The sequence below is a fragment of the Kribbella sp. NPDC004138 genome, assembly GCF_053603655.1.
This window is the reverse complement of sequence record NZ_JBSGFZ010000030.1, coordinates 50,560-75,000: the sequence shown is the minus strand read 5'-3', so window position 1 is coordinate 75,000 and position 24,441 is coordinate 50,560. Positions and strand designations below refer to the sequence as shown.

The following is a 24,441-nucleotide window of genomic DNA, read 5'->3' as shown; positions in this document are numbered from 1 at the left end:
CTTGTCATGACTGGTACGTCCGCACGTAGTCGAACCGGGCTGTCGTGCCGGTGCCGCCCATCGAAATGAGACCGAGCTTGACCGGTCCGGCGTCGGCGGGCAGGTACCAATAGCTGCCCCACTGCCAGTGCCGGCCGTCCAGGCTGGTCGCTGCCTGGAACAAGTGCTCGCCGGTGACCGGCTGGGTGGTGTGGCGCAGCCGCAGCCACATGGTGTCGGCGCTCGGCCCGAGCTGGATCGCCTCCGCCCAAGGGGTCGCGTCGGCTCCAGGCCACAGGAACGCCTGTTGTACGGCGCCTGTGCGCGTCGGGGCGAGCTGTAGCGATTCTGTCCGCGAGGCCCACGCGATCAGGCCGGCGCGGGCATTGCCGGTGCTGGCTGCGAACGGCAGCGACAGCCGCGTCTCGACGGTGTAGTCACCTTGCGGTGCGTCGCGGAGCAGGACGGTGGCGAGGTTGTCTTCCTTGCTGAGGTCGTTGGCCTGGGTGTCCCACACCAGCTGACCGTTCTCGAGTCGGCCTTGGTTCGGACCGGTCCATTGCCAGCGCGAGTCCACGGTGTCGAACTCGTCGCTGAAGTCCGGGAGGAGTTTGCCGACCCGCGGATCCGGGACCTTGTGCGTGACCGGCTCGTAGAGCTTCGTCATCGCGAGGTTGTCGCCCTGTGCGGAACCTGTCAGGCCGATCTGGGCGGCGCCGGCCAACCCGTTCGCGAGCCGGATGTTCAGTTCGGCGAGCGCGTTGTCGCCGAGTGCTGGGGCGACTTGGACGGTCGCCCGGTCGCCGCGTACTTCGACGCTCACGGAGTGCCAGGTGTCGTACCGGAAGCCCTGATAGAGCGCGGTCTCCGCCGAGTTGGCGAGCTTTCCGCCGACGTGCTGTTCGACGCGGAGCGAGCCGCGGGACGGATCGAGCCAGGCGACGGAGTAGTTGCGCGGCGAGTGGTAGGCGAAGACGAGTCCCGCCCGGCCGGTCGACGTCCGGAGATCGCCCTCGACGCGGTAGTCGGCCGGTCCGCCCGTACGGCTCACCAGGAGCGACGAGGCGTCGGCGGATTCGGCGTACCCGCCGCTGGATGCGTCCTGGCCGACCGTCCACTCGCCGCTGAGCGCACGCCAGTCGGACAAGGACGAGGACTCGTTGAACGAGCCGCCGATGGTTGGCGTCGCGGCGGGCGCGGGCTGCGGCTGGTCGGAGGTCCACAGGCCGGCGCGGACCGTCGGCCAGCCGCCGATCCAGTCGAGGCGGTCCATGGACTGCGGCCGGCCGCCCCACGTGTGGTCGGCGCGGAGGTCGGAGTTGACGAGATTCCACTGCTGTCCGGAGCGGTCCACTGTGACCGCGTTGTGCCCGGTCGCGGAGAGCGAGTTGCCGTTGAACGAGTTCACGATCGTGCCGCCGGGCCGTGCGGCGGTGAGCGATACGCCGTTCTCGTCCACGAACGGACCGGTCGGCGAGGTCGAGCGGCCGACGAGCACCGGGTAGCCTCCGCCGCCGACGTTGCCGATGCAACAGCCGTAGCCTGAGTAGAACAGGTAGTACCAGGGACCGCGCTTGGTCACCCAGGTGCCTTCGCCGCGCTCACCGGCGACGACCTGCTGCGACGTTCCGACCGTGCTGCGGCCGTCGGGCGCGAGCCGTACGACGTGCAGCCCGCCGCGGCGGAACGAGCCGTAGTACAGGTACTTCGTGCCGTCGTCGTCGATGAACATCATCGGGTCGATCTCCATCACCTCGCTGTCGGCGACGAAGTCCACGACCGGATGGCCGACGTCCTTCCACGGGCCGGCCGGCGAGTCGGCGATCGCGAGCCCGATCGCGGCGCCGAGCGGCGTGGAGCTCGGCGCGGAGTAGTACATGTAGTACTGGCCGTCGACGTACCGGACGTCCGGCGCCCAGTACCCCTTCTGCGGCCATGGCGCCCACTCCGGATGGTTCTCGGCGCTGAACGCGTCGCCGAGGAACTCCCAGTGCACGAGGTCGGTGGAGCGCACCATCGGGATCAGGTGCTGCGGACCGCCGTGGTCGGCGTTCTCGCGGGTCAGGCTGGTATTGGTGGCGTAGGAGTACCAGGCGCCGTCCTTGGCGCGGATCAGCCCGACGTCGGAGAACGCCTGGACGATGTCGCTCATCAACGGATTGGTGTAGGCGGGTTGTTGCCGGGGCGCCGCGCCGACCGGGGGCAGTCCCACGACGGCGATCAGCACCGCCGCCAGGCCGGCGAGGATCAGACGGAACGACACGGTTCGGGGCATGACAGCAGGTCCTCACTGGGCGGGGGAGGTCTGACAGAGATCAGTGCTGCTCCGCGAGCGGTTCGCGGCGTCGTGTTATCGATCACCCAGACCGTAAGTGATCGATAACATCCCCGCAAGACCTCATCGCGCAAGAGCTTTCGCGGCCGCGGATCGCGCGTCGGCAGGTGTGGTCCGGCGTGCGATGGGACACTGCGTAAGGGCGGGGTCACGAAAGGAAGCGGTGGAGCCATGCGTATCGCTTACGAAGTAGGTCTTCCGCTGGTGGCTGAGGCGGACGTCAACGCGCCGTGGAACGCGCACGACACCCGGGTGCTGGTCGTCGCTGTGCTGGGAATCGCGCTCATCGTCGTCTTGATCGTCGCGTTCAAGGTGCACGCGTTCCTGGCGCTCACGATCGGAGCACTGTTCGTCGGCCTCGGGTCCGGCATCGGCGCGGGCGCGGTCACGAAGTCGTACGAGAACGGCGTCGGCAGTGTCCTCGGGTACGTCGGTGTGCTGATCGCCCTCGGCGCGATGGTCGGCAAACTGCTCGCCGACTCCGGCGGCGCCGATCAAGTGGTCGACACGCTGCTGCGCGGCCGGGCCAGCGGGCTGCCGTGGAAGATGGCGCTGATCGCGTTCATCATCGGCATCCCGATGTTCTTCGAGATCGGCCTGGTGCTGCTGATCCCGGTCGTGGTCCTTGCGGTCCGGCGCACCGGTGCCCGCGCCATGCTGCTCGGGATCCCGGCGCTGGCGGGCCTGTCCGTCCTGCACGGTTTCGTGCCGCCGCACCCGGGCCCGCTGGCCGCGATCGGCGTCCTCGGCGGCAACGTCGGCATCACGCTGGCGCTGGGTCTGCTGGTCGCGATCCCGACGGTGATCGTCGCCGGGCCGCTGTTCGGTCGGCTGGCGGCGCAGTGGGTGCCGATCGGGGCCGCCGGCGCGGCGCTCGAGATCGGCGCCGGTCACCAGGAGGCCGAGGTACACCCAGGCGGTCCGCCCACCATGTCGTCAGGGTCGTCAGGGTCGTCAGGGTCGTCAGGGTCGTCAGGGTCGTCAGGGTCGTCGGTGTCGTCAGGGCCGTCAGGGCCGTCAGGCTCAGCCGGCTCCGCCGGCTCGTCCGGGGCATCGGTGATGGACGGGGACGACGCGCCGGCCGGATCGGTGCGGACCCGGACGCCGAGCTTTGCGGCGACGATCGTGACGGTGCTGTTCCCGGTGGCGCTGATGCTGATCAAAGCCGCGTCCGACGTGTGGATGAGCAAGGACAACCCGCTCTTCCCGGCCCTGCAGTTCATCGGCGATCCGGTCGTGGCGCTGCTGATCGCCGTCCTCCTCGCGATGTACACCTTCGGCACCGCGGTCGGCTTCGGCGTCCCGGAGCTGAGCCGCAAGATCGGCACGAGCCTGCTCCCGATCTCCGGCGTGATGCTGATCGTCGGCGCCGGCGGCGGGTTCAAGCAGGTTCTGGTGGACGGCGGCACCGGCACGGCGATCGCCAAGATCGCGATCGCGGCGAACCTGTCCGCCCTGCTGCTCGGCTGGATCGTCGCGGTCCTGATCCGGCTGGCCACCGGCTCGGCGACGGTCGCGACGGTCACCGCGGCCGGCATCGTCGCGCCGCTCGCGACCGGCGAGAGTACGACGTACCTGGCCTTGGTGGTGCTGGCGATCGGCGCCGGCTCACTGTTCTTCTCGCACGTCAACGACGCCGGGTTCTGGCTGGTCAAGGAGTACTTCGGCATGACCGTCGGCGAGACCATCAAGACCTGGTCGGTGATGGAGACCATCATCTCGGTGATGGGCCTGGCGATGACGCTGCTCTTGTCCGCCTTCGTCTAGCGCGTCACGGGCCGTCAACGGGTGATGAGGTCGTGGGCCGGGGACGCGTCCCGGGGGAGCGGCTCGGCATGGATGGTCGCTGCGGCCAGGTGGGGTACGGCGTCGATCAGGGCGCGCTCCACCTGGTGGCTGAGATGGTGCGCCTCGACGAGCGACGTACTGGACTCCACGGTGATCCGCGCTTCGGCGCGCAGGGTGTGGCCGAGCCAGCGAAGGTGGACGCCGGTCACGTCGAGGACGCCGGGAACGGCGCGGGTGACCTGCTCGGTCCGGTCGACGAGCGCGGGATCGACCGCGTCCATGAGGCGGCGGTACACCTCGCGGGCAGCGTCCCGCAGCACGAACAGGATCGCGACCGTGATCACCAGGCCGATGATCGGGTCCGCGAGCGGGAAGCCGAGCCAGGCGCCGACGGCGCTGAGCACGACTCCTGCTCCGCGCATTGGCTAACCGTTGTGAACCGGCGCAATGGTTAGGGTGGCGTATGGATGTCGACGAGCGGTTCGACTGGGAAGGCCGATCGATCGCGTGGGGCCGTGCCGGCAGCGGTCCGCCGGTGGTGTTCTGTCACGGGACGCCGTTCTCCTCGCGGGTCTGGTCGCGGTACGCCGACGCGTTGAGTGCCGATTTCACGGTGCACCTGTGGGACATGCCCGGGTACGGCGAATCGTCCATGCATCCGGATCACACGGTGGATTTCGGCGCGCAGGCCAAGGCGTTCGCGGCGTTGCTGGAGCACTGGGGACTGGACAGGCCGCACGTAGTCGCGCACGACTTCGGCGGTGCGGTCTCGCTGCGCGCCACGCTGGCCGAGAAGGCGGCGTACGCGTCGCTGATGCTCGTCGACGTGGTGGCGATCCCGCCGAGCGGTTCGCCGTTCTTCCAGTTCGTGAAGCGGCACCCGACGACGCTCGACGAGCTGCCGCCGTACATCCACGAAGCGATCCTGCGGGCTTATGTGAGTGCCGCGAGTCATCGCGGTCTGCGGGAGCACGAGCTGGCCGAGCTCGTCGCGCCGTGGCGCACCGAGGCGGGACAACCCGCGTTCTACCGGCAGATCGCGCAGTACGACGAGAAGTTCCTGGCCGAGAACGAGCGCAGCCTGGGCGATCTGTCGATACCCGTGAAGGTGCTGTGGGGCCGCGACGACGCCTGGATCCCACCCGCGACCGGCCGGCGGCTGGCGGAGCTGATCTCCGGAGCGACATACGCCGAGGTGCCGGACGCAGGCCACCTGATGCAGTACGACGCGCCGGTCGCGCTGGCGACCGCGCTCCGGGAGTGGCTGTATTTCTGACCGGCTTCGCGGCTCTTTTCACAGGTGACGAGATCTGCGGTGGTGGTCGGCGGCGGGATCGTGGGGCTGGCTGTGGCGCGAAGCCTGCAGCGGCTCGACCCCGGTACGCCGGTGATCGTGCTGGAGAAGGAGCCGGCGGTCGGGGCACACCAGACCGGGCACAACTCGGGCGTGGTGCACTCCGGGCTGTATTACCGGCCGGGGTCGCTGAAGGCGCGGTTCGCGGTGACCGGCGGTGCGGCGCTGCGCGACTACTGCGCGGAGAAGGGCATCCCGCTCGACGTACCGGGGAAGCTGGTCGTCGCGACGACCGACACCGAGCTGCCGCAGCTCGACCGGCTGTTCGGGATCGGTCGCGAGAACGGGGTGCCCGTACGCCGGTTGAGCCTGGACGAGGTCGCCGAGCGGGAACCGCATCTGCGGGTGAAGGGCGCCTTGGCGGTCGACTCCACGGGCCGGGTGGACTTCAAGCTCGTGGCGGCCGCGCTCGCCGACGATGTGCGGGCGGCAGGCGGCGAGATCCGGACCGGAGTGTCCGTGACGACTGTCGAGAACGCCGGCCCGGTGGTGCGGGTTCGGACGGCGGACGACGTGATCGAGGCCGATCGGGTCGCGGTGTGCGCCGGGCTGCACAGCGATCGGCTGGCGCGCGCGTCCGGCCTCGAACCCGGCGTGCGCATCCTCCCGTTCCGCGGCGAGTTCAGCGAGCTTGTGCCCGGGCGGGAGCATCTGGTGAAGGGGCTCGTCTACCCGGTGCCCGATCCCGACCTGCCGTTCCTCGGCGTGCATCTGACGCGCGGTATCGACGGCAGCGTCCACGTCGGCCCGAACGCCGTGCCAGCGCTGTCCCGCGAGGGGTACTCGTGGTCGCGGATCGTCGTCCGGGATGTCTGGGAGTCCGCGACGTACCGCGGGTCCTGGAAGCTTGCCCGCCGGTACGCCCGGACCGGCGCGAAGGAGATCGTCCGCTCGCTCACCGGCCGGGCGCTGGTCCGCGAGGCGCGGCGGATGCTGCCCGAGCTCCAGGTCGCCGATGTACGGCGGTGCGGTGCGGGGGTTCGCGCGCAGGCGGTCACCCGGGACGGCAAGCTCGTCGACGACTTCCTGTTCCTCCGCGACGGCCGCGCACTGCACGTCCTCAACGCACCGTCACCCGCCGCCACCGCCTGCCTGGTCATCGGCGACCGAATCGCCGAAGAACTCTCCGCCGACCGAGCCTGACCGAACGCCGTCCGAAGCGTTACTGCCTCACCCGTGCTGAGGCTCGAGGGCGATTTCGACGATGCGGACGCGGACCTCGGGGACCGAGCCGGTGGTGGACTCGACTTCCTTGGTGATTGCTGTCCGGACAGCGTGGCCGACCTCGGTGGCGTTGTGGGTCACGGCTGTGACGATCCGGGCGTTGATCAGCAGGAGTCCGTCGGCCCGCAGGTCGACGTCGATGCCGGCCACGTCCGGGACCGGGCGGCCGGTGGTGCGTTCCCACGCCTGAGTGGCGAACTGCTTCAGAAGCCCGACCAGACCCGGCTGCAGGCGGACGACCCCGGCGACGGACCGGGCGGCCGTCGCAGCCGTCTGGGCCAGAGCCAGCCGCTTCAGTTCGTCGGTCACCGCGGGTCTGTCCAGACGTCGACGACCTCGAAGTCCAGCCGGTCGAGCTCGTATCCGATCTGGCCGCTCAGCGCCGACGCAACCCGTTCGCGGGCCAGCCCGAGCGCCTCGACCTGGCCGGTCCCGAACTCCAGTGCGACCGTCATCGACACCCGTACGGCGTCCGGCCGCTCCGCCGGCACCTCGATCCGGCACTGACGGGCCCTGACCCCTGGTACGGCGTCGACGGCGTACCGCAGGACGGCGGCCAGCGCCGGCACCGACAGCGCGACCTCCGGGGACCCGAGCGGAATCGTCCGCCCGAGGTTCATGTCCGCGCGGACAGCGGTCATGATCCGGTCCAGCATTCCGCTCGGAACGTCGACCGGGTCGTCGATCAGGACCGCGGTCGCCGCGGCCAGCTGTTCGAGACCGGCCCGCGCGGTCCGGCAGTGCGGGCAGTCGGACACGTGCGCACCCGGCGTACCGCGGTCCAGCTCGTCCCCGACGTCCTCGACCGTCCGGCCGCAGGCCAGCGGGTGCAGATCGGTCACCTCCATGGCTTCATCACCTCCGCGAGCTCGGCGCGGGCTCTGGCTATCCGCCCCCGGACGGCGGTCGGCGTCGTCCCGACCAGCTCGGCGATCTCCTGGTACGACCGGCCGTGGACCTCACGCAACAGCCAGCACGCGCGTTGTTGTGCGGGCAGCCGCCGCAGCGCCTCCGAGAGCGCGCTCATCGCCGCGCTCGTCCCGGCCGACCGGGCCGGATCGCCGTCGGGCGCCGGGTGATGCTCGTCGAGATCGACAGTGGGCCGGCGCCGTTGCAGGACGGTCAGGCACTTGTTGGTGGCCGTGCGGTACAGCCAGCTGCCGAACGCGCCGTCGTCCTGGATCTCGGGCAGCCGCCGCCAGGCCGTCACGAACGTCTCCTGGGCGATGTCCTCGGCCTCCCCGCTGGCACCGTCGAGCATCCGCAGGCACAACGTGTAGATCCGTCGCTGGTACCGGCGGACCAACAGCTCGAACGAGGCGGCATCGCGGTCGCGGGCACGCGCGACCAGTGTCGCCTCGTCCAGCTCGACGAGGGCCGTCACCGCGGCTCCAGGGTGCTCATGCAGGGAGGACGACACGGAAGGCCCGAATGTCACGGTAGCCTCCCCGACCGACGGCGTGAGACATGTCACCCTTGGGCGGTGCGTGACGATTCCGGGTCTGCCGTTGTCCAACCGTCGAACAGGCACAACCGCTGACGAGAAAGGGCATCTGCCGATGACCGAGACCGTGACCACCACAACCGCCCCGAAGCGCGGCGCCGGCACCGTGACTGCGGATGTGGTTGCCGAGGGCACCGGCTCCGGCGGCGCCCTCGGGCGGACCACGATCGCCGACGTCGTGGTGTCGAAGATCGCCGGCATCGCCACCCGGGAGATCGACGGCGTGCACGCGCTCGGCGGCGGCGCGGCCCGCGCGGTCGGGCTGCTGCGCGACCGGATCCCGGGCTCGCGGACCAACCTGTCCCAGGGCGTGTCGGTCGAGGTCGGCGAGAAGCAGGCTGCCGTCGACATCGAGCTGGTCGCGGAGTACGGCGTGAGCATCGCCGAGCTCGCCGCCGCGATCCGCGGCAACGTGATCGGCGCGGTCGAGCGGATGACCGGGCTCGAGGTCACCGAGGTCAACATCACGGTCAGCGACGTGCACCTCGACGGCGACGACGAGGACGACGACGCGGACGAGGCCCCGGCCGAGCGCCGGGTGCAGTAAGCGGTCAACCCACCATCCGAGTGAGCTCTGAGGAGAGTACGTGAGCACGTCGACCATCGGTCTGTTCGCCGGTCTGCTGATCGCCATCGCCGCCGCGGCCGGCGGGTTCCCCGGCTTCCTGCTCGCGCTCGTCCTGGGAGCGGTCGGGCTCGTCGTCGGGCGCTTCCTGTCCGACGGGACGAAGGGGCTCGACGACCTGATCTCCCGCCGCGGCCGTGGCTGACACGGTCACCGCGCCGCCGCCCGTTACCGGCACAGGTAACCCTGAGGCAGAGCCGTCCTCGATCGCGATCGGGGGTGATCGAGGGCGGCTCGACATCGCGCAGCGAGCGGTCGAACGGATCGCGGAGATCACCGCCCGCCGGCACGGCGCCGTCGTCCGGCGGGACGCCGTACTGGGCCGCGGCCTGCCGAAGGCCCGCGCGGTGATCGCGGGCCGCCGGACGCGAATCGAGGTCGAAGTCGCGGCGGCGTGGGGCCGCCCACTGGACGAGGTCGCCGCCGAAGTACGCCAGGCGGTAGCCGACGACATCGAACGCTTCACCGGCCTCGGCGTCGATCGCGTCGACATCGCCATCACCGCCGTCGCCACACGCGACTCCTCCACCACCGCCCCACGAGACCGCTCCGCCGCGGTCGGTGAAGCCGCGTCTCCTCCGGCTGCGAAGAGGCCGGTGGCCGGCCCGGCGGTCTCGGTCGTCGGGGTCCTGGTAGCGCTGGTCCTGATCGGTCTTGGGGCTGCCGGTATTGCCGAGATGCTCCACGCGGCAGGTCTGCTGCGCGGCGCCGTGGTCCCCGAGGACTGGTCTGCTCGGACGGTGCGTCTCGGTCCGGCGAGCTGGCTTCGGCCGGCGGGCGCGGCAGTCGTCGTGCTCGGTTTGCTCCTTCTGGCCCTGACCTTGAAACCGCGCCGACGTACTCATCTGGCGGTCGACGCGCCCGCCGGCATTGTGTGGATCCGGCTGGTTGATGCGGCTCGGCTGGCGGCGGACAGTGCGGGACGGGTCGACTCTGTGACCGGGGCGTCGGTGGTCGCGAAGCGGCGGCGGTTGCGGGCGACCGTGACGACGTTCGGTGACCCGGCCAGGGTGCGTGAAGAGGTCCGTACGGCCGTCGCCGACCGCCTGAGCACGCTCGAACCCCACCCGCGCGTCCGTATCGACCTGAGGGAGGACTGACATGCGTCGCGGCGTCATCGCCCTGGACCGTGTCGTCGGCGTCGCGGTCGCGCTGGTCCTGATCGCGGCCGGAGTCGCCGCTGTCTACTGGTGGCACACGGATACCCCGGCCACCATCACGCTCGAGACCCCGCCCGACCGGACCTCGGCGACTTGGTGGCCCTGGGCAACGGGTACGGCGGGCGCCGCTCTCACGCTGGGAGGCTTCTGGTGGCTGACCCGCCACCTCCCACGAAGGCTCAACGGCCGCTTCACCTTGCCCAGCAGCGGAAAGACTGGACGGCTGTTCGCCGACGCGCACGCTGCCGTCGATGCGGCCGCCTCCGACCTGTCCGGCCTGCCGGAGATCCGGGACGCATCCGGGCGGGTGGTCGCCGATCGCGGAGAACTGGTGGCCGAGATCCAGTGCACGATCGAGCCGAGCGCGGAGCTGACCGCCGTACACAGTGCGGTCACCCGCGCCGCGGCGGACCTGCACTCCGTCCTCGGCCTGCCCCATCTCCGCCACCGCGTCCGTCTCCGCGTCGCTCGCGGCGACAAGACCACCGCCATACCGCGCGTCATCTGAAACCGCCGGTCTGATCGAGCCGTGATTTCACACCGGCGCAACAGCTGGGCAATCTGGGTCCGGGACGCTGTCGGGTATGGATTCGTTGCGTACGACGCTCACCGGCGGAACGGCCTGTGAGGTGTGTGGACGGCTGCCCCACCCGCGGCGCCTCCGCCTGACGCTGGCGAAGCTCGTGGCGATCGCGCCGGTCGAGCTGGCCCTGCACGCGGCGGTGCTGTCGGCGCACCCGCCGTACCTGGTTTCGGTGGCTCTGCTCGCGACCGTGACAACGGCGCTGGTGATCTGGGTGGTGGAGCCGTCGACGATGCGGCTGCTGCGGTCCTGGCTGCACGCCCCGAGGGTCCGTCCACGGCACGGGATCGGGACCTTGTGGCGGATCCGTGTCACGCTCGACGACCGGGCGGGAGCGCTGGAGAGTCTGACCCGGCGGCTCGCGGTGCTCGATGCGAACATCCTGGGGCTGCACGTCCATCCGATCGACGGCGGTGTCCGCGACGAGTTGGTGGTTTCGACCCCGGCCGACGTGACGGCGGCCGACCTGGAGATCGCCGTGGAGTCGGGCGGCGGGCGGGAGACGCACGTCTGGCCGACGACCGCGCTGGCGCTGGTGGACGGGCAGACGAAGGCGCTCAGCCTGTCGGCGCGTGTGGTCGCGGACCCGGCGGAGTTGCCGCACGCGGTCGCGGAGCTGCTCGGCGCGCGGCTGGTCACCGACCGGGTGACGCTCGCCGGTCAGCTTCCCGGCGACGCGACGGTGCTCAAGCTTCCCTCGCCGTGGACGGGCCTGTTCGTGTTCAGCCGTCCGGGCGAGCCGTTCACGCCCGCCGAGTCGGCCCGCGCACACCGCCTCGCCGAGCTGGCCGAGGCGGCGCAGACGATCAAGGGATGAGTCAGCGGGCGTCCCAGCCGCGGCGGGGCGAGTGTGTGGTCGGGCGGGCGTCGCGGCTGCGGTAGACGATGTACGGGCGGGTGAGGTAGCCGAGCGGCGCGCTGAAGACGTGGACCAGGCGGGTGAACGGCCAGAGCGCGAAGAGCGCGATCGCGACGAGACCGTGGAGCTGGAAGGTCAAGGGAGCCTCGGCCATCAGATCCGGGTGCAGATCGAAGCGGAAGATGCCGCGGAACCAGATCGACACGCCTTCGCGGTAGTCGTAGTCCCCGACCAGGTTGGCGACCACCGTGTTGGCCAGACCGAGCAGGATCACCGTCGCCAGGACGGCGTACATCAGCTTGTCCATCCGTGTCGTGGCGGAGAAGACCGGACCGACCGTACGACGGCGATAGATGAGGATCGTGAGGCCGACGAGCGTGCAGAACCCGGCGATCGCGCCGATCGACACCGCGAAGAAGTGGTACAGCCCCTCGGAGACGCCGACGGCGTCGGTCCACGACTTCGGGATGCCGAGTCCCATCACGTGCCCGAGGAACACCGCCAGGATGCCGAAGTGGAACAGCGGGCTGCCCCAGCGCAGCAGCCGGTCCTCGTACAGCTGCGACGACCGCGTGGTCCAGCCGAACTTGTCGTACCGGTACCGCCAGATGTGTCCGACGACGAACACGGTCAGGCAGACGTACGGGAAGACCACCCACAGGATCTCGTCCATCAGCGCGCTCCGGGAAAGGTCGGCATCGGGAGGACGGCCGGATCGAAGGCCGGGGCCGCGTACGGCGTGAGCCCGACCTCCTCCTGCGGCGGGCCCTCGGCGGCGAGCCGGGCGATCGCGTCCCGTTCGTCGCCCTGCAGCGGCGGCAGCGTCGCGGTGACCGCGAGCACCGCGCCGTGCCAGGGCGAGTCGCCGTCGGCGAGCGCGAGCCGGAGCAGTTCGAGCCCCGCACGGTGGTCGAGCAGCAGCCGGTGGCCGAGCTTCTGGTCGACCGTCGCGGCGTACTCCAGGACGACGCAGAGGTGGTCGGGCAGCTCGGAGTCGTCGAGGACGAAACCGGATCGCAGGTAGGTCTGCTTGAACCGCAACAGCGCGACGCCGCGGCGGCGGGTGTCGCCGTGGGCGAAGTACGTGAGGTAGAGGTTGTGCCGCCGCCGGCTGTCGAACGTCTCGACGTACCGCGCCTGCAGGTCCGGAAGGTGACCGGCAGCAAGCTGTTCGAGGGTGGCCGTGAGCGGTTCGGCGAGGCTGCTCGGGAGCCGGTCGAGGGCACGCCGGACGAGCGGCAGACGCTCGACCAGGATCTCGTCGGGGTAGTCGAGCAGCAACGACGCGGACTGCCAGGCGATCGTCAGTTGTCCGGCCGGCAGGGCCGGAGCGGGATGCTTCATCCGGGGTGCTCCTCGTCGTCCGGCCGCCTCGGGAACAGGCCGTCGGGCTTGCCTTTGCCGTCCCAGTTGAGCAGGTTGACCCGCGCCTGCTTGTCCTCCGGCGAGGCGATCCCCTCCGACGTCTGGCGGTCCTTGAGCATCTGGAAGTTCTCGACCGCGATCGGCGTCGGTACGCCGGAGCCCTCGCCGAACGGCCCCGATCCACCCATCCCCGGTCCGCCCTCGTAGTCGAGCGAGCAGGCCAGCTCCTCGAGCTCGTGGGCCTGCTCGGCGTGGGCCGCCGGGATCACGTAGCGCTCGTCGTACTTCGCGAGGGCGAGCAACCGGTACATGTCGTACACGTCCTCCTCGCTCATCCCGACCGCCGCCGGGATGCTGCCGTCCGGATCGCGGCCCAGGTTGATGTCGCGCATGTACGAGCGCATCGCGGCGAGCTTGCGCAGCACCTGGTCGACCGGTGCGACGTCGCCCGCGGTGAACAGTTCGGCCAGGTACTCGATCGGGATCCGCAGCGCGTCGATGGCCGCGAACAGGTTGTCCTTGCGCTCCGCGTCCTCACCGGTCTCGCGGACCACGTCGACGACCGGTGACAGCGGCGGGATGTACCAGACCATCGGCAGCGTCCGGTACTCCGGATGCAGCGGCAACGCCACGCGGAAGCGGTTGATCAGCGCGTACACCGGCGATCGCCGGGCCGCCTCGATCCAGTCCGCCGGGATCCCGGCCCGCTCGGCCTCCCGCTGGACGGCGGGATCGAAGGGGTCGAGGAACACGTCCCGCTGCGCCTCGTACAAGCCCTGCTCGTCGGGCACGGACGCGGCGGCGAGCACCTTGTCGGCGTCGTACAGAACGAGACCGATGTAGCGCAGCCGGCCGACGCAGGTCTCCGAGCAGACCGTCGGGAGACCGACCTCGACCCGCGGGAAGCAGAACGTGCACTTCTCCGCCTTGCCGGTGCGGTGGTTGAAGTAGACCTTCTTGTACGGGCAGCCGGAGACGCACATCCGCCAGCCGCGGCACCGGTCCTGGTCGACCAGCACGATGCCGTCCTCGGTGCGCTTGTAGATCGCGCCGCTCGGGCAGGACGCGGCGCAGGACGGGTTCAGGCAGTGCTCGCAGATCCGCGGCAGGTAGAACATGAAGGTCTGCTCGAACTCGAACCGGACCTTGTCGCCGACCTTCTTGAGGATCGGGTCCCGCTCGGCCGTCGCGGCGGACCCGCCGAGGTCGTCGTCCCAGTTCGCCGACCAGGTGATCTTCATGTCGTCGCCGGACAGCAACGACTTCGGCCGCGCGACCGGCGTGTGCTGCTGCGCCGGCGCGTCGGTCAGGTTCGCGTAGTCGTACGTCCAGGGCTCGTAGTAGTCGTGGATCGAGGGCAGTTTCGGGTTCGAGAAGATCGTCAGCAGCTTCTTCAGCCGGCCGCCGGACTTCAGCGTCAGCCGTCCACGCTTGGTGAGGGCCCAGCCGCCCTTCCACGTCTCCTGGTCCTCGTACGTGCGCGGGTACCCCTGCCCGGGCCGCGTCTCGACGTTGTTGAACCAGACGTACTCGGTGCCGGTGCGGTTCGTCCACGCCTGTTTGCAGGTCACCGAGCAGGTGTGGCACCCGATGCACTTGTCCAGGTTCATGACCATCGCCATCTGCGCCATCACCCGCATCAGTACGTCACCTCCTGCGAGCGCTTGCGGATCACGGTGACCTCGTCGCGCTGGTTCCCGGTCGGCCCGAGGTAGTTGAACGCGAAGGACAGTTGCGCGTACCCGCCGATCAGGTGCGAGGGCTTGATCAGCAGCCGGGTCAGCGAGTTGTGGATCCCGCCGCGTTTCCCGGACGTCTCGGCCAGCGGTACGTCGATCAGCCGGTCCTGCGCGTGGTGCATGTAGACCGTGCCCTCGGGCATCCGGTGCGAGACGATCGCCCGCGCGACCACCACGCCGTTGCGGTTCACCGCCTCGATCCAGTCGTTGTCCACGATCCCCACCTTCGCGGCGTCCTGGTCGCTCATCCAGATCGTCTGCCCGCCGCGGCTGAGCGAGAGCATGAACAGGTTGTCCTGGTACTCCGAATGGATCGACCATTTGTTGTGCGGTGTCAGGTAGCGAACCGTCACGCCGAGCTCCCCGACCGACCCGATCTCGGGCTCGGCGAACATCGCGCCCATGTCCAGCGGCCCGCGGTACACGGGCAGGTTCTCGCCGAGTTCGGTCATCCAGTCGTGGTCGAGGTAGAAGTGCTGGCGGCCGGTCAGCGTGTGCCACGGCTTGAGCCGCTCGACGTTGATCGTGAACGGCGAGTACCGGCGGCCGCCCGACTCCGAGCCGGACCACTCCGGCGAGGTGATGACCGGGACCGGTGCGGCCTGCGTGTCGGCGAAGGTGATCTGCTTGCCCTCGTGCTCGGCCGCGAGGTCGTGCAGCGGCTTGCCGACGCGGCGCTCGAGAGTCTTGAAGCCCTCGGTGGCGAGCCGTCCGTTCGTCGTACCGGACAGGGCCAGGATCGCTTCGCAGGCGTGCACGTCACGCTTCAGCGACGGACGACCGTCGGCCGGCCCGCCGCGGACGGCGCCGTTCTTGGCGCGCAGGTACTCCACCGAGGCGGTCTCGTCGTACGTGACGCCCTTCGTGGTCGCGCCCAGCTTCTCCATCAGCGGACCGAGCGCGGACATCTTCGCCGCGACGGCCGCGTAGTCGCGCTCGACCTCGATCAGCTTCGGCATCGTGACGCCCGGCACCGGTTCGCACTCGCCGGCCTTCCAGTCGCGGACCGTGCCGTGCGGAGTGGCGAGCGCGTCCGGCGTGTCGTGCAGCAGCGGTACGGCGACCACGTCGCGGCGGGTGCCGAGCTGGGTGGCCGCGAGCGCGCTGAACTTCTCGGCGATCGCCTGCCACGCGTCCCAGTCGGTCCGGGTCTGCCACGGCGGCGCGATCGCCGGGTTGAACGAGTGCACGAACGGGTGCATGTCGGTGGTGTTCAGGTCGTGCTTCTCGTACCACGTCGCGGCGGGCAGGACGACGTCGGAGAACAGCGTCGTGCTGGTCTGCCGGAAGTCGAGCGTCAGCAGCAGGTCGAGCTTGCCGCGCGGGGCCTCGTCGTGCCATTCGACGTCCTGCGGATGCACGCCTTCGCTCGCGCGCAGCGAGGACCCGGCGCCGAGCAGATGCTCCAGGAAGTACTCGTTGCCCTTGGCCGACGAGCCGAGCAGGTTGGCGCGCCAGATCGAGAGGATGCGCGGGAAGTTCTCCGGCGCGTCCGGATCCTCGCAGGCGAACCGGAGATCCCCGGACTTCAGCTGCTCGACGATGTGCTCCGCGACCGGCCGGTCCGCGGCGGCGGCCTCGTCGGCGAGGTCGTGCGGGTTGCGGTTGAAGGTCGGGTACGACGGCATCCAGCCGAGCCGCGCACTCATCGCGATCAGGTCCGCGGTGGTCTTGCCGCTCATACTGCCGGGCAGGTCCGAGAAGGCGTCCGCCCCGAACGAGTCGTAGCGGAACTGGTCCGTGTGCAGGTACCAGTAGGCGGTCTGGATCATCTGACGGGGCGGCCGCACCCAGTCCAGCCCGAACGCGAGCTGCGCCCAGCCCGTGATCGGGCGGCACTTCTCCTGACCGACGTAGTGCGCCCAGCCGCCGCCGTTCACGCCTTGGCAGCCGGTGAGCGTGGTGAGCGCGAGGAACGCCCGATAGATCGTGTCGGAGTGGAACCAGTGGTTGGTTCCGGCCCCCATCACGATCATCGACCGCCCCTTGGAGTCCTCGGCGTTCTGCGCGAACTCGCGGGCGATCCGCGCTGCCGCGGCGGCCGGTACGCCGGTGATGGGCTCCTGCCAGGCGGGGGTGTACGGCGCGAGGTCGTCGTACGACGCCGGCCAGTCGCCGGGAAGGCCGGGGCGCGCGACGCCGTACTGCGCGAGCATCAGGTCGTACACGGTCGTGACCAGGTGATCGCCGATGTGCCGGGTCGGAACGCCCCGCAGAAGGTGGCCGTCGGCGTCGAATCTCGGCAGCGTCACAGGAACGCTCTCACGTCCCTGCAGTGTCAGGAGGGGATCGGTGGAGCCCAGGTCCAGGTTCCACCGGCCTTGTCCTGCTTCGCCGAAGCGGTGGCCGAGCGAGCCGTTCGGGACCACCGGCTGACTTGTGGTGGTGTCGAGGACCACAGGCTTGAACGCGGCGTTCTCCTCCGTGCTGCCGAGGTCGGCCGCGGTGAGGAACTTGCCGGGGCGGTAGCCGCCGTCGGTCTCGTCGAGGCGGATCAGGTACGGCAGGTCGGTGTAGCTCTTGGCGTACTTCGTGAAGTACGGCGTCTCGCGGTCGACGAAGAACTCCTGCAGGATCACGTGCCCCATCGCCATCGCCAGCGCGCCGTCCGTACCGGGTGCTGCCGGCAACCACTCGTCGGCGAACTTCACGTTGTCGGCATAGTCCGGCGCGACCGCGACCACCTTCTGCCCGCGGTACCGGGCCTCCGCCATCCAGTGCGCGTCCGGCGTCCGCGTGACCGGCAGGTTCGAGCCCCACATGATCAGGTAGCCGGCGTCCCACCAGTCGCCGGACTCCGGTACGTCGGTCTGGTCGCCGAACACCTGCGGCGACGCGACCGGCAGGTCGGCGTACCAGTCGTAGAACGACAGCATCGTCCCGCCGATCAGCGACGTGAACCGGGCGCCGGACGCGTGCGACACCATCGACATCGCCGGAATCGGGGAGAACCCGGCGATCCGGTCCGGCCCCCATTTCTTCAGCGTGTGCACGTACGCCGCCGCGACGAGCTCGGTCGCCTCGTCCCAGGTCGAGCGGACCAGCCCGCCCTTGCCGCGCGCCGACTTGTACCGGTGCGCGAGCTCCGGGTCGTCGACGATGTGCGCCCACGCCGCCACGGGGTCGCCGTACTGCGCCTTCGCCTGCCGGTACAGGTCGAGCAGGACGCCGCGGACGTACGGGTAGCGGATGCGCGTGGGGGAGTAGGTGTACCAGGAGAACGCGGCGCCGCGCGGGCAACCGCGGGGCTCGTACTCCGGCTTGTCCGGACCGACCGACGGATAGTCGGTCTGCTGAGTCTCCCAGGTGATGATGCCGTCCTTGACGTACACCTTCCACGAGCACGAACCGGTGCAGTTCACGCCGTGCGTCGACCGGACCACCTTGTCGTGGCTCCAGCGGTCGCGGTAGAAGTCGTCCGCGCCGCGGCCACCGCGTTTGGTGAGGGTGCGCAGGTCGTCGGAAACAGTGCCTTTGGTGAAGTAGCGACGGGTACGGATCAGAGCTTCGGTCAGCTCGCCGTCCAGACTCATGCGGCTCCCTCGATCGGTGTGGTGCGCGACTCCTGAGGACTCGGTTGAGAGGTCCTCCTCACAATGGTCAGCGTGAGCAGCAGCGTCAAGGCCGCTGTGATCGACAGGAGCGTCAGGCCGATCCCGTACGACTGCGTGCGGCCGTAGACGTAGCCCATGATCAGCGGCGGCACGAAGCCGCCCAGGCCGCCCGCGGCGCCGACGAGTCCGGTGACGCCGCCGACGCGGGCCGGGTCCGTCACCTTGGCGACCAGCGCGAAGGTGGCGCCGCTGCCGCCGCCGAGCGCGGCGGCCATCCCCAGGAAGGCGATCGTCCCGACAGGCTGGAGCAGTGGTGTCGTGGCGGCGACCGCGGCACCGACGACCACGACCCCGTAGCAGCACGCCAGCACCGGGATCGGGCCGAACTTGTCCGACAGCCAGCCGCCGACCGGGCGCATCACGACGGCGACGACGACGAAACCGGCCATCCGGTTGGCCGCGTCCGCGGCGCTCAGGTCGTAGGCGGTCTTCAGGTACGACGGGAGGTACACCGAGAACGCGACGTATCCGCCGAACGCGACCGCGTACAGGATGCAGGCCTGCCAGCTGATCGGGAGCTTCGCGTTCGCGACCAGTCGCTGCACGAACCCGCCCTGCGCCGGGCGGCGGTTCGGCGCGTCCCGGAGCACGAACCAGGCGATGACGGCGTACGCCGCCAGGCTGATCGCGGTGAGCAGGAACGGGATCTGGTGCCCGGCGTTGCTGTAGAGCTTGACCGTGGTGAGCGCGCTGATCGCCGTACCGCCCATGCCGGCGCCGAAGATGCCGATCGCCAGGCCGCGGCGCTCCGGCGGGAACCACGCGTTCACGAACGGCACGCCGACCGCGAACGCGGTGCCGCCGATGCCGAGGAAGAACCCGCCGACCAGCAGCGCGGCGTAGGAGTCCAGCGCGAAGAACTCGATGAACAGGATCGGCACGATCGTCGCCGCGGACACCAGCGGGAACATCACCCGGCCGCCGTACCGGTCGGTGAGCGCGCCGATCGGGATCCGCCCGAGCGAGCCGACGAGCACCGGCACGGCGACCAGCAGCGCCACATCGGACTCGGTCAGCGTGCCGAGCGTGCCCTGGGTGCGGAAGAGCGGGCCGAGCGGGCTGAGCAGCGCCCAGGCCCAGAAGTTGACCGCGAACCCGATCGTGGCGACGGCGAGCATCAACCACGGGGAACGTACTGCGGTCCTGTCGCCGCCGGTGCTATCCATGATCAGCTCCCCTTGTCGGGCGGGTCCCCTTGTCATAGTGCTCCCGCCGGTCGCCGTTGTGTCGATCTCTGTGCCCGCTCCGGGCAATTTTCGAACCAACCGATGAAAGCCCGTGATGGTTCAGCAGCCTGCCGTCCGTCCCGGGCGTGGCAGTAGGGCCGAAGGTCCTCCGTGTGGCGGACACTGAAGGGCAGCAGTTCTGCGAAAGGGGGCCTGGGTTGACGATTACGGGACTCGAGACGCTGCGGGGATATCAGCGGGGCTGGCTGCGGTCGGACGTGGTCGCCGGGCTGACGGTGGCGGCGTACTTCGTGCCGCAGGTGATGGCGTACGCCCAGCTCGCCGGTCTGCCCGCGGTGGCCGGCTTGTGGGCCTCGCTCGGTCCGCTCGTGCTGTACTTCCTGCTCGGCACGTCGCGACTGCTGTCGATCGGACCGGAGTCGACGACCGCGCTGCTGACCGCCGCCGCGATCGGCCCGCTCGCAGCCGGGGACCCGGCGCGGTACGCCGGGCTGGCCGCCGTACTCGCGCTGATGGTCGGCGCGATCTGCGTCGCCGGATGGGCCGCGCGACTGGGTTTCCTCGCGGACCTGCTGTCGAAACCGGTGCTGATCGGCTACCTGGCCGGCATCGCGGTTCTGATGATCACCGGCCAGCTCGGACGGCTGACCGGGGCTCCGGTCGAGGGTGACTCACCGGTGGCCGAGGTGGTGTCGGCGATCCGCCTGATCCCTGAATGGGAGCTCGCCCCGGTGCTGCTCTCGGTGACGGCGCTGGCGTCGCTGCTCGCCCTGGCGCGGTGGACACCGCGTCTGCCCGGCCCGTTGATCGTCGTGGCACTGGCAGCGCTGGTGACCTGGATGGCCGGACTCGGCGACAAGGGCGTGGCTCTGGTCGGTTCGGTGCCCAGCGGCCTGCCGGTCCCGCAGGTGCCCTCGATCGATCCGCAGGACGTCGCGATGCTGGCGCTACCCGCCGTCGGCGTCGCGCTCGTCGGCTACACCGACACGGTGCTCACGGCCCGCGCCTTCGCCAGCCGCGGCGGTGGGAACATCGATCCCGGTCGTGAGCTGCTCGTCCTCGGACTCGCCAACGTGTCCGCGGGCCTGCTGCGGGGCTTCCCGGTGAGCAGCAGCGGCAGCCGCACCGCCCTGGCGGAGGCTTCCAGCGCCAAGAGCCAGGTCTACTCGCTGGTGGCCGCGCTGGCGATCGTTGCGACGCTGCTCTTCGCCGGGCCGCTGCTCGAGACGTTCCCGATCCCCGCGCTCGGCGCCCTCGTCGTCTACGCCGCGCTGCGCCTGATCGACGTACCCGAGTTCCGCCGGATCGCGTCGTTCCGGCGCAGCGAGTTGCTGTTGGCGGTGGCAACGACCGTCGGCGTGGTCGCGCTCGGTGTCCTGTACGGCGTCCTCGTCGCCGTCGGGCTGTCCGTCATCGACCTGCTGCGGCGGGTGGCCCGGCCGCACGACGGGATTCTCGGCTACGTGCCCGGGATCGCCGGGATGCACGACATCGACGACTACCCGGACGCGCGGCCGGTGCCCGGCCTGGTCGTCTACCGCTACGACTCGCCGCTGTTCTTCGCGAACGCCGAGGACTTCCACCGCCGTGCGCTCGCCGCGGCGGACGACTCGCCCACCCCGGTGCGCTGGTTGCTGCTGAACACGGAGGCGAACGTCGAGATCGACATCACCGCGATCGACGCGCTCGACGCACTGCGCGAGGAACTGACGGCGCGCGGCATCGTGCTCGCGCTGGCGCGGGTCAAGCAGGACCTTCGCGACGACCTCGAAGCCGCCGGCTTCCTCGAACGCCTCGGCCCGGGCCGCGTCTTCTACACCCTCCCGACCGCCGTCGAGGCCTTCAAGAAGGAGTCACCGGGTAGCTAGCACCTCGACCGCCTGGCGGGCGATCTCCCATTCCTCGTTGGTGGGGACGACCAGCACGGCGACCGGGCTGTCCTCGGTGGAGGCGAAGCCGTCGTCGGGGTCGGCGTTCCGCACGGGGTCGACGTGAATGCCCAGGCCCTCCAGACCGTGCAGTGCGGCGGCTCGGACCTCGGCCGCATGCTGCCCGACACCGGCCGTGAAGACGATCGCGTCGACACGTCCCAGGACGGCGTAGTACGCGCCGACGTACTTCTTCAGCCGGTAGCAGTACACGTCGAACGCGAGCCGGGCCCGCTCGTCGCCGGCCGCGCGCCGGCGCGACACCTCGCGGAAGTCGTTCGCGCCGCTGAGGCCCTTCAGCCCCGACTCCGAGTTGAGTGCGCGGTCCGTCTCCTCCGCGGAGCGGCCGGCGACCCGCGCGAGGTGTCCGTGGATCGCGGGGTCGAGGTCGCCCGACCGGGTCCCCATGACGAGACCCTCCAGCGGGGTGAGGCCCATCGACGTGTCCACCGACGTGCCGCCGCGGACGGCGGTCGCGGAGCACCCGTTGCCGAGATGCAGCACGATCAGGTTCACGTCATGCACGTCGCGGCCGAGCAGCCGCGCGGCCTGACCGGCCACGAACGAGTGCGACGTGCCGTGGAACCCGTACCGCCGGATGCCGTACTCCTCCCGCCAGGCGCTGGGCACCGCGTAGGTGTAGGCGTACGGCGGCAGCGTCTGGTGGAACGCGGTGTCGAACACCGCGACATGCGGGAGGTCCGGGAGCAGCCGGCGCGCCACCTCGATGCCTTCGAGATTCGCCGGGTTGTGCAGCGGAGCCAGCGGAACCAGGTCGGTCACGGCCGCGATCAGGTCGTCGTCCACCAGCGCCGGGGCCGCGAACTGGTCGCCGCCGTGCACCACGCGGTGCCCGACGGCCACGATGTCGACGTCACCGAGCGCGGGGCCGTGCGTCTCGAACGCCCGGACGGCGGCCTCGAGCGCGGCCTCGTGATCGGCGACCGGATGGTCGTCGTCGGCGTCGCCGTGCGGCCCGTGGTGCACGTGGTGGCTCTGGTCCTCACCGATCCGCTCGACCAGCCCGGTCGCCGCGGCCTCGCCCGACTTCGCGTCGACGAGGCTGTACTTCAGCGACGAGGACCCGGCGTTGATCACCAGCACGTGCTCACTCATCGGGCCGCCTCCTGCTGGGCCTGGATCGCGGTGATCGCGACCGTGTTGATGATGTCCCGGACGGTGGCGCCGCGGGAGAGGTCGTTGACCGGCTTGCGGAGACCCTGCAGCACCGGACCGACCGCGACCGCGTTGGCCGACCGCTGGACAGCCTTGTACGTGTTGTTGCCGGTGTTGAGGTCCGGGAACACGAACACGGTGGCGCGCCCGGCGACGGGGGAGTCCGGCAGTTTCGTCCGCGCCACGGCGGCGTCGATCGCGGCGTCGTACTGGATCGGGCCCTCGACCGGCAGCCGCGGGGCCCGCTCCCGGACGATGTTCGTTGCCTTGGACACCTTCTCGACGTCGGTGCCGGTGCCGGACGAGCCGGTCGAGTACGACAGCATCGCGACCCGCGGCTCCACCCCGAAGGCGGTCGCGGTCGCGGCCGACGAGATCGCGATGTCCGCGAGCTGTTCGGCCGTCGGAACCGGGTTCACCGCGCAGTCGCCGTACACCAGGACCTGGTCCTGCAGGCACATGAAGAACACCGACGAGACCACCGAGACGTCCGGGACGGTCTTCACGACCTCGAGCGCGGGCCGGATCGTGTGCGCGGTGGTGTGCACGGCGCCCGACACCATCCCGTCCGCGAGCCCGAGCTGGACCATCATCGTGCCGAAGTACGACACGTCGCGGACCAGTTCGCGGGCCCGGTCGAGGTCGACGCCGCGGTGCTGCCGCAGCCGGTGGTACTCGGCGGCGAACCGCTCGGTCAGGTCGCTGTGCTCCGGATGGACGACCCGGGCCGCGGTCACGTCGACGCCGAGGCTCGCGGCCTTCGCGCTGATCAGGGTCGGATCGCCGAGCAGGGTGAGGTCGGCGACGCCGCGCCGGAGCAGGACGTCGGCGGCGCGCAGGATCCGGTCCTCGTCGCCCTCCGGCAGCACGATGTGCCGGCGGTCGGAGACGGCGCGGTCGACCAGCCGGTGCTCGAACATCAGCGGTGTCACCGCGCTGCTGCGGGCGAGTGCGAGCTGGTCGAGCAGCGCCGGGCCGTCGACGTACTGGTCGAAGAGCGTCAGGGCGGTGTCGACCTTGCGCGGCGAGTCCTTCGTCAGCCGGCCGCGGACGGCGGTGAGCCTGGCGGACGTGGCCTGCGTGCCGAGGCCGGTCTCGATGATCGGCAGCGTGACGCCGAGGCCCTCGATCAGCCGCTGCACCTGGCCGGGCAGCTCGAAGCCGCCGTTCAGCACGATGGCCGAGATCTGCGGGAAGGTCCGCGAGGCATGCGCCATCAGGACGCCGAGCACGACCTCCGGGCGGTCGCCGGCGGTGACCACCGCGGCACCGTCGAAGAGCCGGTCCAGGACGTTCGGCATCGTCATCCCGGCGATCATCAGCCCGGTGACCTCGCGCGTGAGCAGCTGCGGGTCGCCGCTGAGCAGCGAGCCGTCGATCGGCGCGAGCAGGTCGGCGACGAGCGGCTGGTTCAGCACCGGCTGCTCGGGAATCGCGAACGCCGGCGCGCCGATGCCGTCGAGTGCCGCGACCACCGGAGTGCTCTGGCTGTCCACGCGATTGGCGATCACGGCGAACAGGGAGCCGTGGTTCGCGGTCAGCTCGGCCGCGGCCATGTCGGCGATCGCGCGGACCTCGGACGGCGTCCGGCCGAAGCCGTTGACCACGAGCAGCACGGGCGCGCCGAGGTTGGCCGCGATCTTGGCGTTGAACGAGAACTCGGTCGGCGTGCCGACGTCGGTGTAGTCACTGCCGACGACCAGCACCGCGTCCGCCTGCTCGGCGACCGCGTGGTAGCGCTGCACGATCGTGTCCAGCGCGGCCTCGGGGTCCGCGTGCACCTCCTCGTACGTGACGCCGGCGCCGTCCTCGTACGACTGCTCGACCGCGTCCTGCGCGATCAGCAGGTCGAGGACGTAGTCGCGGCCGCCGTGGGTGGCGGCGTCCGCCCGCACGATCGGCCGGAACACGGCCACCCGCCCGACCCGGCGGGACAGTTGATGGAGCACGCCGAGCGCGACCGTCGATTTGCCGGTCGTCCCCTCCACCGAAGCAACGTAGACACTGCTACCCATACCGCG

At 70.4% G+C, this 24,441-nt stretch carries 21 protein-coding genes; 9 read left to right on the top strand and 12 right to left on the bottom strand.

What is annotated here, in order from left to right:
* Positions 1-4: 4 nt before the first annotated feature.
* Positions 5-2,254 carry a family 43 glycosylhydrolase gene (locus ACWEOO_RS34865; RefSeq protein ID WP_452146681.1) on the bottom strand — a complete coding sequence of 750 codons (2,250 nt, stop codon included), beginning with the start codon at positions 2,252-2,254 and terminating at the stop codon, positions 5-7.
* A gap of 231 nt (positions 2,255-2,485) precedes the next feature.
* Here ACWEOO_RS34865 and ACWEOO_RS34860 point away from each other — a divergent pair, with 231 nt between their 5' ends.
* Complete coding sequence (locus ACWEOO_RS34860) at positions 2,486-4,081, top strand: GntT/GntP/DsdX family permease (RefSeq protein WP_452146680.1); 1,596 nt, start codon at positions 2,486-2,488, stop codon at positions 4,079-4,081.
* A 14-nt stretch (positions 4,082-4,095) separates the two neighbouring features.
* On the opposite strand, the gene ACWEOO_RS34855 is transcribed toward ACWEOO_RS34860, so the two are convergent.
* On the bottom strand, positions 4,096-4,524 hold the full coding sequence (locus ACWEOO_RS34855) for a cation diffusion facilitator family transporter (protein ID WP_452146679.1): 429 nt from the start codon (positions 4,522-4,524) through the stop codon (positions 4,096-4,098).
* Positions 4,525-4,565: 41 nt separating this feature from the next.
* On the opposite strand from ACWEOO_RS34855, the gene ACWEOO_RS34850 reads away from it, so the two are divergent.
* Both ACWEOO_RS34850 and lhgO read left to right on the top strand, forming a co-directional pair.
* The gene (locus ACWEOO_RS34850) at positions 4,566-5,378 is read left to right on the top strand and encodes an alpha/beta fold hydrolase (RefSeq protein ID WP_452146678.1); all 813 of its coding nucleotides are present in this window, start codon (positions 4,566-4,568) and stop codon (positions 5,376-5,378) included.
* Between the two features lie 24 nt (positions 5,379-5,402).
* Complete coding sequence (gene lhgO / locus ACWEOO_RS34845) at positions 5,403-6,599, top strand: L-2-hydroxyglutarate oxidase (RefSeq protein WP_452146677.1); 1,197 nt, start codon at positions 5,403-5,405, stop codon at positions 6,597-6,599.
* A 27-nt stretch (positions 6,600-6,626) separates the two neighbouring features.
* Here the strand turns inward: lhgO and ACWEOO_RS34840 are convergent, their stop codons facing one another.
* Genes ACWEOO_RS34840 through ACWEOO_RS34830 form a run of 3 tightly spaced genes read right to left on the bottom strand, consistent with a single transcriptional unit; the run spans position 6,627 to position 8,064 of the window.
* Positions 6,627-6,989, bottom strand: coding sequence for a hypothetical protein (locus ACWEOO_RS34840; protein WP_452146676.1), 363 nt, complete (start codon positions 6,987-6,989; stop codon positions 6,627-6,629).
* Complete coding sequence (locus ACWEOO_RS34835; protein ID WP_452146675.1) at positions 6,986-7,528, bottom strand: hypothetical protein; 543 nt, start codon at positions 7,526-7,528, stop codon at positions 6,986-6,988. The genes ACWEOO_RS34840 and ACWEOO_RS34835 overlap by 4 nt, the downstream gene beginning before the upstream one ends.
* The gene (locus ACWEOO_RS34830; RefSeq protein WP_452146674.1) at positions 7,519-8,064 is read right to left on the bottom strand and encodes an RNA polymerase sigma factor; all 546 of its coding nucleotides are present in this window, start codon (positions 8,062-8,064) and stop codon (positions 7,519-7,521) included. Before ACWEOO_RS34830 ends, ACWEOO_RS34835 begins: the two co-directional genes overlap by 10 nt.
* A gap of 175 nt (positions 8,065-8,239) precedes the next feature.
* Between ACWEOO_RS34830 and ACWEOO_RS34825 the strand changes: the two genes are divergently transcribed.
* From ACWEOO_RS34825 to ACWEOO_RS34805, 5 genes are all read left to right on the top strand, one after another.
* Positions 8,240-8,731 (top strand): Asp23/Gls24 family envelope stress response protein, encoded by a 492-nt coding sequence (locus ACWEOO_RS34825; protein WP_452146673.1) that lies wholly within the window; start codon positions 8,240-8,242, stop codon positions 8,729-8,731.
* 40 nt (positions 8,732-8,771) lie between these two features.
* Complete coding sequence (locus ACWEOO_RS34820) at positions 8,772-8,954, top strand: hypothetical protein (RefSeq protein ID WP_325039536.1); 183 nt, start codon at positions 8,772-8,774, stop codon at positions 8,952-8,954.
* Positions 8,947-9,909 (top strand): DUF6286 domain-containing protein, encoded by a 963-nt coding sequence (locus ACWEOO_RS34815; protein WP_452146672.1) that lies wholly within the window; start codon positions 8,947-8,949, stop codon positions 9,907-9,909. Before ACWEOO_RS34820 ends, ACWEOO_RS34815 begins: the two co-directional genes overlap by 8 nt.
* Before the next feature lies 1 nt (position 9,910).
* Positions 9,911-10,477: a hypothetical protein gene (locus tag ACWEOO_RS34810; RefSeq protein ID WP_452146671.1), complete on the top strand. Its 567-nt coding sequence runs from the start codon at positions 9,911-9,913 to the stop codon at positions 10,475-10,477.
* A 76-nt stretch (positions 10,478-10,553) separates the two neighbouring features.
* Positions 10,554-11,369 carry an amino acid-binding protein gene (locus ACWEOO_RS34805; protein WP_452146670.1) on the top strand — a complete coding sequence of 272 codons (816 nt, stop codon included), beginning with the start codon at positions 10,554-10,556 and terminating at the stop codon, positions 11,367-11,369.
* A gap of 1 nt (position 11,370) precedes the next feature.
* On the opposite strand, the gene narI is transcribed toward ACWEOO_RS34805, so the two are convergent.
* The 5 genes from narI to ACWEOO_RS34780 are packed head-to-tail and all read right to left on the bottom strand — an operon-like array spanning position 11,371 to position 19,295.
* Positions 11,371-12,084, bottom strand: a complete 714-nt coding sequence (narI, locus tag ACWEOO_RS34800; protein ID WP_359928742.1) for a respiratory nitrate reductase subunit gamma — start codon at positions 12,082-12,084, stop codon at positions 11,371-11,373.
* Positions 12,084-12,755 carry a nitrate reductase molybdenum cofactor assembly chaperone gene (gene narJ, locus ACWEOO_RS34795; RefSeq protein WP_452146669.1) on the bottom strand — a complete coding sequence of 224 codons (672 nt, stop codon included), beginning with the start codon at positions 12,753-12,755 and terminating at the stop codon, positions 12,084-12,086. Before narJ ends, narI begins: the two co-directional genes overlap by 1 nt.
* Positions 12,752-14,416, bottom strand: a complete 1,665-nt coding sequence (gene narH / locus ACWEOO_RS34790; RefSeq protein ID WP_452146668.1) for a nitrate reductase subunit beta — start codon at positions 14,414-14,416, stop codon at positions 12,752-12,754. The genes narJ and narH overlap by 4 nt, the downstream gene beginning before the upstream one ends.
* A complete protein-coding gene (locus tag ACWEOO_RS34785; RefSeq protein WP_452146667.1) occupies positions 14,416-18,048 on the bottom strand; it encodes a nitrate reductase subunit alpha in 3,633 nt (1,210 codons plus the stop codon). Before ACWEOO_RS34785 ends, narH begins: the two co-directional genes overlap by 1 nt.
* Positions 18,045-19,295, bottom strand: coding sequence for an MFS transporter (locus tag ACWEOO_RS34780; protein ID WP_452146666.1), 1,251 nt, complete (start codon positions 19,293-19,295; stop codon positions 18,045-18,047). The genes ACWEOO_RS34785 and ACWEOO_RS34780 overlap by 4 nt, the downstream gene beginning before the upstream one ends.
* A 218-nt stretch (positions 19,296-19,513) precedes the next feature.
* On the opposite strand from ACWEOO_RS34780, the gene ACWEOO_RS34775 reads away from it, so the two are divergent.
* Positions 19,514-21,184: a SulP family inorganic anion transporter gene (locus tag ACWEOO_RS34775; RefSeq protein WP_452146665.1), complete on the top strand. Its 1,671-nt coding sequence runs from the start codon at positions 19,514-19,516 to the stop codon at positions 21,182-21,184.
* Here ACWEOO_RS34775 and ACWEOO_RS34770 read toward each other — a convergent pair.
* Complete coding sequence (locus ACWEOO_RS34770; protein WP_452146664.1) at positions 21,170-22,360, bottom strand: acetate/propionate family kinase; 1,191 nt, start codon at positions 22,358-22,360, stop codon at positions 21,170-21,172. The genes ACWEOO_RS34775 and ACWEOO_RS34770 overlap by 15 nt on opposite strands.
* The gene (pta, locus tag ACWEOO_RS34765; RefSeq protein WP_452146663.1) at positions 22,357-24,435 is read right to left on the bottom strand and encodes a phosphate acetyltransferase; all 2,079 of its coding nucleotides are present in this window, start codon (positions 24,433-24,435) and stop codon (positions 22,357-22,359) included. The genes ACWEOO_RS34770 and pta overlap by 4 nt, the downstream gene beginning before the upstream one ends.
* Positions 24,436-24,441 lie beyond the last annotated feature (6 nt).